This window comes from Aquiflexum sp., from assembly GCF_041751335.1.
Taxonomy (GTDB): domain Bacteria; phylum Bacteroidota; class Bacteroidia; order Cytophagales; family Cyclobacteriaceae; genus Aquiflexum.
On record NZ_JBGSXS010000285.1, the window covers coordinates 19,028 to 32,604 of the forward strand.

Sequence of the window (13,577 nt, forward strand, 5' to 3'; positions counted from 1 at the left end):
CAATTTTTTAATCAATCACCTGAAATATTAGATGACTATAAACTCTCCACCACCAACATTTTCGAATTAGCCGCCTGATACCGAATTTTTTTGGCTATGCTGTATTCCGCTGAATCCCACCAATCTTTGGCTGTTTGAACATCCGGAAATTCCAAAATTACGAGTCTTTCAGGATTCCAATCCCCTTCCAAAGATTCGGTTTTGAAGCCACGAACTACAAATCGGCCACCGAATTTTTGGATGGTTGCTAAAGTGTGCTTCTTATACTCTTCGTATAGGTCGGGATTATGGATTTCGATTTCTACTAGGACTAGTGCTGGCATGGTGGAGGTTAGATTTTAGATTTTAGATTTAAGACGTGAGAGAAGCTTGGTGTAAACCAGGAGGTGGGGATTTGGTTAAAGGGCTACAGGCTGGGTATTCTTTTAATTTTGATTGTTGGTTTATTATTCATGCCATGACTTGGAGTGATGGTAAGAATATACCTAGGGGTCATGGGATGAATTGGATAAAGATAAAGGATTGAGGGAACAGAACAATTAAAGTGATTGTAAAAAAAAATCTAGTTTTGGTTATTCGTAACTCTCTTTGGAAATAAATGGGATACAAGGCTGTTTAGATAAACATCAATATTGGTGTAATTTTGATCAAGGTCATAATTTGATGAATCAGAGGAATCGTTGGGATCAAGGCCATTTTCCAGTTCCCAATCATCAGGCATTCCATCACCATCTGAATCTTTATGCGCTTTCCTTTTTTCCAGAATTGGCCATCCGCCAACATCTTTATGGCTGTCAATGATTCCTCTGTTTTCTTTTCCGAATTGGGCAGTTTCCTGATGGATCTCTTTCAGCAATCTCCGGTCAACAGGGTCTAATTAAACATAGAAACGGCTCTCTTACAAAATTGAATGGCCAAACCCCAAGGATCTCTTAACATTACCAAATGGGATCCGTCTTCCAAAACATCATCGGAAACTAGGGCGGCACCTTGTTCCATTAACCTAAATTTATCTTTTTCGGGATTTTCTGAAACAAATGCCAAATGGACTGTTAATGGGTGGAGATTTTTTAAATCTAAAATTTGCCCTTTTGGATTATTGTAAATTTCCAGCAAGATGGTTCCGCTATCATCTGCCAAAAAGGTCATAAACGGGGAAGTATCCATAGCCCGGACTACCTTCAATCCAAAATGCTTTACATACCAATCTGCCATTTCCAAAGGGAATTCAACGTTTAGTGCAAAATGCTCGAATTTCATAGTCTTTGATCTTTGGTAAATTTATTGTCGGCAAAATTTTCTTCTCTGTGGTTCCATAACCGCCTAAAGTAACTGCAAACAGTGTGAAAACAAAAGAGATTAAAGATTAATGCATAAAATTAAAGATTTCAAAGTGTTTATCCATCGGCAATGGTCTGTATTTTTCCATGCACACTTTTCAGACAAAAAACATGCATTTGTACAATCGTTTGCATATCATTAAAAGATTATAATGAAAACAAATTATAAGGTTAATAATTTTTTAATAAAGGATTAAAAATAGTATATTTACTTTAATTTAAGAATTTTATATCGTTTTTTGAATATATGAATTTAAAATAATTTCAGATAATTGTTGGATAAATTGAATAAATCGACATAATATTGCGCAAACGATTACATTAAACCTAAATCTAACCAAATGCATTCTAATATAGAGACCAGATATTCCAATCATCCTTTAGATGTGAAAACATACAATACCCGTGCCTTACGGTCAGATTTTTTGATTAAGACCCTTTTCATACCTGATAAGATAAATGGGGTGTATAGCATGAATGACAGGTTGATTGTGGGAGGAATCAATCCTGTAACTTCCTCATTGACCTTGGAGACAGTAGATCAACTTAAATCTGAATATTTTTTGGAAAGGAGAGAAATTGGAATTATAAATGTTGGAGATGATTCTGTAATAGAAATCGGGAAAGAATCTTATTCTTTAAAACATAAAGAAGCACTATATATAGGCAAAGGAAATAAAAATGTCATTTTTTATCCTTCCGAAAATGGGAACGCCCTATTTTATTTTAACTCTGCACCAGCTCATCAATCTTACCCAACCAAAAAAGTCGGTAAGCAGGAAGCAGAGGTAGTTACCTTGGGTTCTTTGGAAAATTCCAATCATAGAACGATTTATAAGCTGATTGTCAACTCGGTCGTGAAAACCTGCCAACTGCAGATGGGAATGACAGAATTAAAGCCGGGCTCTGTATGGAATACAATGCCAGCGCACACCCATGATCGACGCATGGAGGCATATTTTTATTTTGATCTGGCAGATGGACAGTCCGTTTGCCATTTGATGGGGCAACCTGAAGAAACCAGACATATCTGGATTAAAAACCATCAAGCGGTGATCTCGCCTCCTTGGTCTATCCATAGTGGAGCTGGTACCTCCAATTATACATTTATCTGGGGCATGGCAGGAGAGAACCTTGATTATGGAGATATGGTAACTGTTTCCATTACGGATTTGAAATAGCATGAAAAACATATTTGACATTACAGGCAAAGTTGCATTGGTCACCGGAGCGACGCACGGATTAGGAATGGCCATGGCAAAAGCTGGGGCAACCCTGGTGTTAAATGGCCATACACCTTCCAAAATGGAAACAGCCCTCCAGCTATACCATGAGGAAGGCATTGAAGCCAAAGGCTATTTGTTTGATGTGACAGATGAACTCCAGGTTTCGGAGCATATCAAATTGATCGAAAAAGAAGTGGGCCCAATATCCATTTTGGTCAACAATGCAGGAATGATCCAAAGAATTCCTGCTTTGGAAATGAAACCTTCCGACTTTAGAAAAGTGATCGACGTGGACCTCGTCTCCCCCTTTATTTTATCACAGGCTGTTGCCAAAGGAATGATACAAAAAGGTTCGGGCAAAATCATCAATATATGCTCCATGATGAGCGAATTGGGCCGGGATACAGTTTCAGCCTATGCGGCAGCCAAAGGAGGGCTAAAAATGCTTACCCGCAACCTGGCAACAGAATGGGCAAAACATAACATTCAGGTCAATGGTATCGGACCCGGTTATTTTGCCACTAAGCAAACCGCTCCGATCAGAGAAGAAGGACATCCCATGAACAACTTTATTCTCGAAAGAACTCCTGCAGGTAAATGGGGCGATCCGGACGACCTGGCCGGTGCTGTTGTCTTTCTTGCAAGCAAAGCCAGTGATTTCGTCAATGGACAGATTATTTATGTGGATGGCGGCATATTGGCGACTATTGGAAAACCAAGAGAATGAAGGGAGAAGTTGGAAGTTGGGAGTTTTGTAGGAAGTTAAAAGCATATGATTTTAATCTGTTCCGCCACGCAGATGCGACTCGCGTAGCGAACAATTCGTCTCATGTATCATCCCGATAGCTCGGGAATAAAGTCTAAAAAATGAAAAGTGGTAAAGCAACAATACATGATATAGCAGAAAAGCTGAATATTACAGCTTCAACGGTTTCCAGAGCTTTAAATGATAATCCAAGGATCTCTGAAAACACCAAAAAGCTGGTCATTAAGATGGCCAGGCAGCTTAATTACCAGCCCAATCACATTGCCTCTGCACTTAGAAGCGGAAAAAGCAAACTTATTGGTGTAGTTGTCCCAACCGCCAACAGGAATTTCTTTTCGTCAGTAGTAAGGGGTATTGAAGAAATCGCAAATAACTTAGGCTACAAGGTCATTATTTCCCAATCTTATGATGGATTTAAAAAGGAAGTGGAAACGGTAGAAGCTTTGATGAATGCAAGGGTAGATGGGATTATTGCTTCTATTGCCAAAAACACCGAAAATTTTGATCATTTCCAAAAAGTTATTGACAAAGGAATACCTTTGGTATTTTTTGATCGGACCACTAATGAATTGGAAGTGAGTCAGGTGGTAATTGATGATTATTTGGGAGCATATCAGGTGGTAGATCATTTGGTCAAAGGAGGCTGCAAAAGGATTGTTCATTTTACCAGTCCCAAAAAGATAAATATATACAGGGATAGAATGCGTGGATACGAAGATGCATTAAAAGACAATGGAGTATCATTTGATCCAGAATTAATTGAGGAAAGTAATTTACAATTGGAAGATGGCAGAAAGAGCATGGAAAACATCATTAAAAAAGGAATATCATTTGATTCTGTTTTCTCCAGTTCTGATTATTCTGCTATGGGAGCTATGCAGGTACTCAAAGAGAAAGGATATAAAATTCCTGAACAAGTCATGCTCGCCGGATTCGGGAACGAACCTTTCACCTCATTTACGGACCCTCCGATTACTACGGTTGATCAAAAAAGTATTCCCATGGGACACGTAACTGCCGAAACATTTTTTGCATTGATGAAAAATGGAAAAAAAGATGATGTTCCCCAAAAAACAGTATTAAAACCTGAGTTGATTATCAGGAAATCAACTCAAAAGAAATAACCTATTAAGCTTAAACATTATGAATAGTACCGTTTTGTCAAAACCAACATTTCTTTCGGAAGATTTTTTGTTGGAGACAGATTTCTCAAAATTGCTTTATCTTGACTATGCGTCAAAGCAGCCAATCATTGATTACCATTGTCATCTTTCACCACATGACATAGCCAACAACCGAAAATTCAATAACATCAGTGAAATTTGGTTGGCAGGAGACCATTATAAATGGAGGGCAATGAGGACTTTGGGGATTTCAGAAAAGTATATAACAGGAGATGCAACTGATCAGGAAAAATTCCAAAAATGGGCTGAAACAGTTCCTTATACCATGCGGAATCCATTGTACCACTGGACCCATTTGGAGTTGAAAAGGTATTTTGGAATTGAGGAATTGTTATCGGAAAAAAATGCCATGGGAGTTTATCATGAAGCCTCTACTCTATTACAGTCTGAGGAATTCCATACCCAAGGCCTTTTGAAGAAAATGAATGTGGAATTGGTTTGTTCTACGGATGACCCCATCGATAACCTAGAATACCACAAAATGGCCAAAAACAATAAGGTGAAAACTTTATTGTTTCCAGCCTTCCGTCCGGATAAGGCATATACAGTTGAAAGTCCATCGGAATATATCAAATACCTAAATTCCCTTACCAAAGCTTCCGGGGTTGAAATCATTTCTTATTCGGATTTGCTGAGTGCCCTTCAACACAGGGTTGATTTTTTTGATCTTAACGGGTGCAAACTATCAGACCATGGCATTGAGCAATTGTATTTCTATCCTTTGGGAATTTACCACATCGACACTTTATTTCAAAGACTGATTTCTGGTAAGTCATTGAACCAAGAAGAAATCAGATATTTTAAATTCCATACCCTATATGAACTCAGCAAAATGTACCATGCCAAGGGTTGGTCGCAACAGTTCCATTTGGGGGCATTAAGGAATACCAATGAACGAATGTTAAGGATTTTAGGACCGGATAATGGTTTCGATTCAATTGGAGATTTTTCGCAGGCAAGGGCTTTGGGAAGTTTTCTCAATCTTCTTGATTCAACAGACCAATTGGCAAAAACCATACTGTACAACATCAACCCTTCCGACAATGAAGTCATGGCCACGATGATTGGCAATTTCAATGACGGTTCTGTAAAGGGTAAAATCCAATTTGGTTCAGGATGGTGGTTTTTGGACCAAAAAGACGGGATGGAAAAACAAATCAATACCCTTTCCAATATGGGATTGTTAAGCTGTTTTGTTGGTATGCTGACAGATTCAAGAAGTTTCCTGTCATTTCCCAGACATGAGTTTTTCAGACGGATCCTTTGTAATCTCATCGGCAAAGATGTGGAAAAAGGTGAATTGCCTGCTGATGAGCAATGGCTTGGGAAACTAGTTTCAGATATCAGTTATCATAATGCAAAGGCTTATTTTGGATTTGGGGAGAAGTGAGAGAAAAGTCGTGAGACATAAGACGTGAGACGTGAGACCTCCTTATCGACAAGTATGAAACATAAAATTGCAGATTAACAAATGAACCCTTATTTCAACTTAGGATAAAATATAATTACGCTCCCAGATTCCCACAGATTTTAAAAAAAACCTCTGTGGGAATCTGTGATATCTGTGAGAAAAAGTAATCGTAAATACCAAAATAAAATGAACCTACAATAACCTATTAATATGAAATCACTTAATAGAAGTAATATAAAAGTTCCTGGCAGACCAGTAAAAGTCTTACAGTTTGGAGAAGGGAATTTCTTGCGGGGATTTGTGGATTGGATGATCGATATAATGAATGAGAAGACTGATTTCAATGGAGATGTACAGATTGTACAGCCTTTGAGTCAAGGACTAGGAGAAATAATCAATCAACAGGATGGACTTTTCCATGTCAAACTTCAAGGAATTCAATCCGGTGAAATTGTTCAGGAAAACAGGCTTATTACTTGCGTGAGAGGTGTTAACAATCCTTTTGAAGATTATAGTGTATACTTAAAATTGGGAGAAAATGAAGACTTGAAAATCATGGTTTCAAATACCACAGAAGCAGGAATTACATTCGATTCCCCTGACAAGTCTTTTGACACATTGCCACTGACTTTTCCCGGAAAATTAACTGCACTTCTTTACCATCGATTCGAGACTTTCTCGGGTGATCCTTCCAAAGGGTTGGTGATGATTCCATGTGAATTGATAGATCAAAATGGGATACAGTTAAAATCCACAGTTTTGGAGTATATCAAACTTTGGAATCTTCCTACCAAATTTTCCAATTGGATAAATGACCACAATATTTTCTGCAATACCCTTGTGGATAGGATTGTACCGGGCTTTCCAAAAGAAAATATCCAAGAAATCCAAAATGAATTGGGTTTTGAGGACAATCTGGTGGTAATGGCCGAACCCTTTCATTTCTGGGTGATAGAGGGACCGGAAAACTTACAAGAGATATTTCCCGCAGGAAAAGCCGGACTACAGGTTAAGTTTGTTAAAGATCAAAGTGCTTACCGAACAAGAAAGGTCCGGATTTTGAATGGTGCCCATACCGCTTTGGTGCCCGTAGCTTACCTTAATGGCTTTCGAACTGTCAGAGAAGCGGTAGAGGATAAAAACATTGGAAAATTTATAAAAGACACCATCTACAACGAAATCATTCCTACCCTTGACCTTCCCAAAGAGGAATTGGAACAGTTTGCTTCTGATGTTTTGGATAGGTTCCTGAATCCATTTATCCATCATGAATTGATTTCCATTTCTCTGAATTCCATTTCGAAGTTCAAAGTCAGGGTATTGCCAAGTCTATTGGAATACCATTCCAAAACCGGTAATTGGCCAAAAAATCTGACCAATTCGCTAGCGGCTTTGATAAAATTTTATAGCGGAAAATCGGGCCAGGGAAATATCCCATTAAAGGATGATGCCCATGTTCTAGAGTTTTTTAAAAAGGTGTGGCAAGAAGAAGATTTGTCTGTCATTGTTTCAGAAACCTTGAGTAGAACTGATTTTTGGGGTGAGGATTTGAGCCAATACAAAGGACTGGAAGAAGAGGTTTTGGTTAAGTTGGCGGAATTTGAAATGGTTTGAGTTAATGTCTTATTTATAACATGGGAAAGAAAAAAATACTTTCCCTTCTCACCACTCCCCTCTCCTCCCCTTTTTCTTTTCAGACAGTGCCTTCTTTTCTTTCAATCTTTGTTCTATAGCTCCTTTACTTGGCTTGGTCACTTTCCTGATTTTCTTTTTGTGGAAAGCCTTGCTTAGGAGGTCATAAAACTTCCTGATCGCTATTTCTTTGTTTTGGATTTGGGAACGTTTTTCTTGTGCCAGAATTTGTATGTTTCCTTCAGAATCCAGCTTATTTCCAATCTTTTCCATCAATCTGGATTTTTCATCTTCCTCCAAAATCATCGAATTGGGGACATTAAAAATTAGGGTAACCTTGCTATTGACCTTATTGACATTTTGACCTCCAGGCCCACTGCTTCGACTTGCCTGAAATTGAAATTCACGATCAAAAAGTTGCTTCCTGATTTTCTCGTTGATATTCATTTTAGAGTTCTTAATATTTTTCACTGACAGCCGTTTTCAACTATTTTTATATTCTTGATAAATATCAAGAAAGTTTACAAATGAAATCAGGCAAAAACATGAAGTTCAAAATTTCTTTTAAAATTTTTTATTTTTTTTCACTTGAAATTTACAAGAAGATAGAATTAAAAATGGTATTTGTCATCACAAAAATTAAACTCATTTTTCAATATAAGTTTTCAAAAACCTAAAGAATTGTATTTGGTATACTTATTTTTTGAATTCAAACTATTATTTGGAATTTTTATACTTGAAACAAATAATTGAAATAATAATTAGGACTTAATAATTTTTTGTTTTGTTTTTTATATATCCATTATATAGATTTGATCATCTTATTCATCCAAACGATTAATCACCCTGAGTTTATAGACTCTAAATTTTACTCAGTTAAATGTAACAACTACCGCTTATTTACTTTTAGAATCTTATTTATCTCGTTTTTTTGTCATTACGCTTAATTCACCCACTAAAAACCCTCTCATTATTTTTTGGAGGGTTTTTTGTTTTTTTAAGTACTCTCAGAATTTCAAAAATTCTTACATTGGCAATAGAAAATTTTAAGTTTTATTAACTCATTTAACATTTGAATGATCGCCATCACAAAAATTAATGAGGACCTCTTACATGAAGTCCGAGATATAGCATTAAAAACATGGCCAAAAACTTTTGCCCACATCCTCAGTCCTGACCAAATTGACTATATGTTGGATTGGATGTACCATCTTGATGCATTGAGATCGCAACTATTTGAAAAAAATCATGTTTTTTTATTGGCAGAGGAAAATAGTAAATACCTGGGTTTTGCTTCATATGTAGTTAACCATGAGGAAACCAATAAAACAAAGATTCATAAAATCTACATCTTGCCTGAGACTCAGGGAAAGGGTGTGGGAAAAAAGCTTTTACAGGCAGTATCTGAAATCGCCTTATTGAATGGCGATACCCACCTCTTTCTAAATGTAAATAAGTACAATCAAAAAGCGATTGATTTTTACAGTCATTTGGGTTTTTACGAAGCCGCTCAAGAAGTAATAGACATCGGAAATGGCTTTGTCATGGATGACGTTGTCATGGAATTAAAATTAACTTAATTGATCAATTGAAAAAAAACCTAAAAGACAATGAAGCAATTTGACCCTCATCATATACCTGGCATCTACAATTGGTGTGATAGGTGGTGTGAACACTGCAAGATGACCTCCAAGTGTTACCTCTATGCACAGGAGCAGGAGGATAAAGCTATCATGGAAAGTGACCTTGATCATGATGAAAAGATGGAGAAAATAAAGGAAAAGCTGACGGAAACCATGGAAATGCTGAGTGAAGCTGCAGAAGAATTTGAGATGGATGAAGAGGACATGGAAGAACTAGATGAAGAGGAACAAGATGAAATGATGCATGACCATCAGATTAGCCAAATTAAAATCGATATCCACCCCCTTTCTGATCTCAGTGAAATTTACATGAAGGAATGTATGGATTGGGTAGAAAGTAAAGGAAAAGACACGCTTCTTGGCTACTTGGTACAAAGTAAAATACCGGAGGAAATATGTGATCAAAACGAAATCGAAAAATTAAAAAAAGTAATCAGTCATTTGGAATCCGTACAATGGAACCAAACAATGATTCCCGCCAAATGCAGGGGTGCGTTGAATTACTTTTCTGATAAATCTTTTTGGGACGATTACCCTATTGAGGAACGAGCGTATAATGGTACAGCAAAAGTAGCTTTGATCTGCATCCAAAATAGTATAAATGCCTGGCAAGGAATCCTTTTCTGGTCTAAAGATGAGGAAGAGCTTATTCTTCCACTTTTGGATAAATTGATTCAGATCAAGCAAATGCTTGAAGAGGAATTTCCTAATGCCTATAAATTTATCAGACCGGGATTTGATGAAAATTGTTAAAAAAATATTTATTCTAAAGTTAAAATTTTAAATTTGATAAAATAATTTATCAAATGAAAAATTATCAAGACATCGTGGATATTCTTGGCAAAGACCATTTCTCTTTCAGAGTAGAGGAGCCAATGGACTTTTATGTAGTAGCAGACCAAGGCTTGGCAGCATCTATTCTCCAAAATTTCAAAGCCTCTTTTTCCTTAGGACTTTCCCAAATCGCTACAATCTTATCCAGTTCTGAGCCGACTTTATACCGACGGATCAAAGAAAATCAATCTTTGCCTAAGCAGGAAGCCATTAAGTTATTGGAAGCCGCAGACTTATTTATGTACGGAGAAGAGGTCTTTGGGAATAGAGAAGATTTTTTTAAGTGGACAGAGCTTCCCAATACTGCTTTGGGTGGATTAAAGCCCATGCTGGTCATCAGCTATCCTGAAGGCATTTCAAAGGTAAGGGACTTATTGACCAGGATTGAATACAACGTTTACAGTTAATGCTGGTATATCGTCTTTCTAAATCAAAATACGCAGATGACCTGAGTGGAACCGGGGCGGCAATAGCAGGGGGCAGATGGAATAAAAAAGGCAGGGCCGTACTTTATTGTTCGGAAGCACCTGCCCTTGCCTTACTTGAAATTGTGGTCAATATTCCACCCATGTTCCAATCGGATCTCCAATTATTGACCTTGGAAATTCCTGATGTAAAAGTTAAATTAATTGAAAGAGACAGGCTTCCCGAAAACTGGTTTCACTACCCTGCTCCAAGAATTTTGGCAGAAATAGCAGAAGAATATTACAGAGATCAAGAACTACTTGGACTCAAAGTTCCCAGTGCAGTATTCCATCAACAATACAATATCCTCATCAACCCCATGTCAAAGCACTTCCATAAAATCAAAGTGATTTCCTCAGAGCCTTTTGTATTTGATCCTAGACTTTATAGGAATTAAGTGATGTCTTTTTCAATGAGAACAAGTCACAATGCCAATAGCTTTTACTTGAGTCTCAAACATTTTTATAAAAACATTTGAAAAAGAAAATGATGTTTAGTTTTAATTCACACTTAAGAGACTCTTCCTACGTCAGAGTGAAGTCCCCAAAATTAAATCATTGGTATCCCGATGACTAACTTGTTTCTTGGTTCTTGTCTCTTGATTCTTGGCTCTCGCTTCTAATCCCTCAGACAAACCTAAACTTTAGATACTTGATCTTTTCCCCTTTTTCGCTGAATAGGGTTTCGTACTTGGTTTTGATACCATGATGTTCATCTTTCAACTGAGACTCATAAAAATCCTGGGTATGGAGGATAATTTCGCAATCTTCTCTATGCTGTACCAAGTCCAAGGAATATTCAAACAGGCCGGTGTTATCTGTCTTAAAATGTATAATCCCCTCTTTTTTCAGAAGCGGTTTATACATTTCCAGAAATTTTGGGGATGTCAACCTTCTCTTTTCATCCCCTTCTCTAGGAAAAGGGTCAGGAAAAGTAATCCAGATCTCTGAAATCTCATTTGCTGAAAAGTATTTTTCCAACAATTGGATTTGCGTTCTCAAAAAAGCCACGTTTCCCAAACCTTCTGAAATAGCTATTGTACTTCCTTTCCAAATTCGAGAACCTTTGATATCTACTCCTATAAAATTCTTCTCAGGATAATGTCGTGCCAAACCAACGGTGAATTCTCCCCTTCCACAGGCCAATTCAACTACGATTGGGTTTTCATTCTCAAATTGTATGGAGTCCCAATTCCCTTTGATCTTTTCAAAAATCTCTTTTCCAGGCTGGACAACATTTCTGTTGGCTTCATTTTCCTTGAATCTTTCCAGTTTTCTCCTGCTCATAATTATAAATCCTTGATTTCGGCAATCACAAAAGTGCTGCCTCCTACGAATATTAAATCTTCTTTTCCCGCAATTTTTCTGACATAATCAATAGCTTCATTAACATCTTCAATGGTCACTCCATCCAATCCATATTCTAAAGCAGTTTGCTGCAATTGACCTGCAGACATCGCTCTTGGGATTTTCGCTTCGCAAAACACATATTTGGCTTTCTCGGGTAGTAATGAAAGTACTTTTGAAATATCTTTATCCTTGACCATTCCGATAACCATAAATAGATTCTGAAATTGAATTTGCTCCAATTGGTCCACTATGAATCTAATGCCATCCTCATTGTGGCCGGTATCGCAAATGGTTAGTGGTTGGTTACTTAATACCTGCCATCTTCCTTTTAGCCCTGTATTCTTTATTAAATTGGATAAACCTGATTTCAGTTGGCTATTTCCGATCTTCCATCCTTTTGAGACTAAGGCCTCAATGGATTTCAGAATTCCGGGAAGATTTTTTTCCTGATAATTTCCATTCAGATCCATTTCAAAGGTATCCACCCCACCATTTGCAACCACCACGAAAATACTTTTCCCATTTCCATTTTCTCCGATTTTTTTTACTAAAAAGCTTTCCTCGGCAAAGAAAAGTTCTGCTTGATTTGAAATTGATCGCGATATAAAGACATTTGAAGTTTCTTTTTGCTTTTGACTGATGATGACAGGTATATTTTTCTTGATGATCCCTGCTTTTTCTACAGCAATTTTCTCCAAGGTATCACCCAAAAACTCCGTATGATCCATCCCAATATTGGTGATAACCGAAATTTCAGGCTGAATAATATTTGTGCTGTCCAACCTGCCGCCCATACCTACTTCGACAACAGCTATATCTACTTCCTCTTTGGCAAAAAACCAGAAAGCCATACCTACAGTCATTTCAAAAAAACTTGGCTTTAAATCCTCTAAAAAACTCTTATTTGCGGCAACGAAGTTCACTACTTCGTTTTCGGGAATTTCAATACCGTTGATTTTAATTCTTTCTGTAAATGACTTAAGATGTGGAGATGTATATAAACCGACTTTATAGCCTGCTTCCATCAAAACCGAACAAATGGCATGGGAGGTGCTTCCTTTACCGTTGGTACCGGCAACATGAACACTCTTGAAGTGATCTTGAGGATTCCCCAAATGCCCGCAAAGGGTGATGGTGTTGCTGAGGTCCTTTTTAAAGGCAGCAGCCCCTACACGTTGGAACATGGGTAATGCATTGAACAGGTAGTCCAATGTTTCCTGATAGGTCATGGATTAATCTACTTTGATAATAAAAGTAATTCTACCTTGAGAAAATTCAGCAGTAGCTGCCCCCCCTTGTCGTTTAAAATTAATCTGATTAATCACTGTACGGTAATAAGCCAAGACTTCATTGGAAACATTGTATTCCCTGGGAATAGCCTGAACGATTTTACCATTATCATCTACTGTAATATTAAAAACTATTCTTCCATTTCTGGTCGATACATTATCTCTGATATTAGGTTTGGAGGCAAAATCCCAACCTGCAAGTTCAAGGTTATATCCTGAAGCAGGACCTGGTACTCCTTCTCCGGAACCTGAACCCATAATTGCTCTTCCATCGATTGTCCCTGTAGGTTTACCTTCATCACCTTTTTGGGTAGAAGAACCTTGGGCACTTCCTGTGGCAGGTTGAGAACCTGAACCTGTTGTGCCACCTGCACCGAAAATCGCTCTTTGATCAATTTTAGGCTTTTCTTCTGCTTTGGTAGTAGTTTTCTCCGCTTC

General features: G+C 37.5%; 15 protein-coding genes and 1 pseudogene. 9 read left to right on the top strand and 7 right to left on the bottom strand.

The genetic code is table 11. The features are described from left to right. Positions 1 to 35: 35 nt before the first annotated feature. The 3 genes from ACEW8U_RS16090 to ACEW8U_RS16100 form a co-directional block, all read right to left on the bottom strand. The gene (locus ACEW8U_RS16090; protein WP_373523073.1) at positions 36 to 323 is read right to left on the bottom strand and encodes a DUF1330 domain-containing protein; all 288 of its coding nucleotides are present in this window, start codon (positions 321 to 323) and stop codon (positions 36 to 38) included. Between the two features lie 239 nt (positions 324 to 562). After that, positions 563 to 856, bottom strand: coding sequence for a thrombospondin type 3 repeat-containing protein (locus tag ACEW8U_RS16095; protein ID WP_373523074.1), 294 nt, complete (start codon positions 854 to 856; stop codon positions 563 to 565). 17 nt (positions 857 to 873) lie between these two features. Beyond that, on the bottom strand, positions 874 to 1,260 hold the full coding sequence (locus tag ACEW8U_RS16100) for a VOC family protein (RefSeq protein WP_373523075.1): 387 nt from the start codon (positions 1,258 to 1,260) through the stop codon (positions 874 to 876). 421 nt (positions 1,261 to 1,681) lie between these two features. Between ACEW8U_RS16100 and kduI the strand changes: the two genes are divergently transcribed. The 5 genes from kduI to ACEW8U_RS16125 all read left to right on the top strand — a co-directional run bounded on the left by kduI (position 1,682) and on the right by ACEW8U_RS16125 (position 7,541). Further along, a complete protein-coding gene (gene kduI / locus ACEW8U_RS16105; protein WP_373523076.1) occupies positions 1,682 to 2,521 on the top strand; it encodes a 5-dehydro-4-deoxy-D-glucuronate isomerase in 840 nt (279 codons plus the stop codon). Position 2,522: 1 nt separating this feature from the next. Continuing rightward, positions 2,523 to 3,293 carry a gluconate 5-dehydrogenase gene (locus tag ACEW8U_RS16110; RefSeq protein WP_373523077.1) on the top strand — a complete coding sequence of 257 codons (771 nt, stop codon included), beginning with the start codon at positions 2,523 to 2,525 and terminating at the stop codon, positions 3,291 to 3,293. 140 nt (positions 3,294 to 3,433) lie between these two features. Continuing rightward, positions 3,434 to 4,456: a LacI family DNA-binding transcriptional regulator gene (locus tag ACEW8U_RS16115; RefSeq protein ID WP_373523078.1), complete on the top strand. Its 1,023-nt coding sequence runs from the start codon at positions 3,434 to 3,436 to the stop codon at positions 4,454 to 4,456. 19 nt (positions 4,457 to 4,475) lie between these two features. Continuing rightward, the gene (gene uxaC / locus ACEW8U_RS16120) at positions 4,476 to 5,906 is read left to right on the top strand and encodes a glucuronate isomerase (protein WP_373523079.1); all 1,431 of its coding nucleotides are present in this window, start codon (positions 4,476 to 4,478) and stop codon (positions 5,904 to 5,906) included. 231 nt (positions 5,907 to 6,137) lie between these two features. Then, positions 6,138 to 7,541, top strand: coding sequence for a tagaturonate reductase (locus ACEW8U_RS16125; protein ID WP_373523080.1), 1,404 nt, complete (start codon positions 6,138 to 6,140; stop codon positions 7,539 to 7,541). A 48-nt stretch (positions 7,542 to 7,589) separates the two neighbouring features. Here the strand turns inward: ACEW8U_RS16125 and arfB are convergent, their stop codons facing one another. Next, a complete protein-coding gene (arfB, locus tag ACEW8U_RS16130) occupies positions 7,590 to 8,006 on the bottom strand; it encodes an alternative ribosome rescue aminoacyl-tRNA hydrolase ArfB (RefSeq protein WP_373523089.1) in 417 nt (138 codons plus the stop codon). A 629-nt stretch (positions 8,007 to 8,635) separates the two neighbouring features. Here arfB and ACEW8U_RS16135 point away from each other — a divergent pair. The 4 genes from ACEW8U_RS16135 to ACEW8U_RS16150 are packed head-to-tail and all read left to right on the top strand — an operon-like array spanning position 8,636 to position 10,898. Further along, positions 8,636 to 9,139, top strand: a complete 504-nt coding sequence (locus ACEW8U_RS16135; protein WP_373523081.1) for an N-acetyltransferase family protein — start codon at positions 8,636 to 8,638, stop codon at positions 9,137 to 9,139. A gap of 30 nt (positions 9,140 to 9,169) precedes the next feature. Next, positions 9,170 to 9,955 (top strand): hypothetical protein, encoded by a 786-nt coding sequence (locus tag ACEW8U_RS16140; protein WP_373523082.1) that lies wholly within the window; start codon positions 9,170 to 9,172, stop codon positions 9,953 to 9,955. 53 nt (positions 9,956 to 10,008) lie between these two features. Further along, a complete protein-coding gene (locus ACEW8U_RS16145; RefSeq protein WP_373523083.1) occupies positions 10,009 to 10,443 on the top strand; it encodes an antitoxin Xre/MbcA/ParS toxin-binding domain-containing protein in 435 nt (144 codons plus the stop codon). Further along, positions 10,443 to 10,898 carry an RES family NAD+ phosphorylase gene (locus tag ACEW8U_RS16150; protein ID WP_373523084.1) on the top strand — a complete coding sequence of 152 codons (456 nt, stop codon included), beginning with the start codon at positions 10,443 to 10,445 and terminating at the stop codon, positions 10,896 to 10,898. The genes ACEW8U_RS16145 and ACEW8U_RS16150 overlap by 1 nt, the downstream gene beginning before the upstream one ends. 229 nt (positions 10,899 to 11,127) lie before the next feature. On the opposite strand, the gene trmB is transcribed toward ACEW8U_RS16150, so the two are convergent. From trmB to ACEW8U_RS16165, 3 genes and pseudogenes are all read right to left on the bottom strand, one after another. Beyond that, the gene (trmB, locus tag ACEW8U_RS16155; RefSeq protein ID WP_373523085.1) at positions 11,128 to 11,787 is read right to left on the bottom strand and encodes a tRNA (guanosine(46)-N7)-methyltransferase TrmB; all 660 of its coding nucleotides are present in this window, start codon (positions 11,785 to 11,787) and stop codon (positions 11,128 to 11,130) included. Between the two features lie 2 nt (positions 11,788 to 11,789). After that, positions 11,790 to 13,079, bottom strand: a complete 1,290-nt coding sequence (locus ACEW8U_RS16160) for a folylpolyglutamate synthase/dihydrofolate synthase family protein (protein WP_373523086.1) — start codon at positions 13,077 to 13,079, stop codon at positions 11,790 to 11,792. 3 nt (positions 13,080 to 13,082) lie between these two features. Then, positions 13,083 to 13,577 (bottom strand): annotated as a pseudogene (locus ACEW8U_RS16165) (energy transducer TonB); the annotation flags it as partial.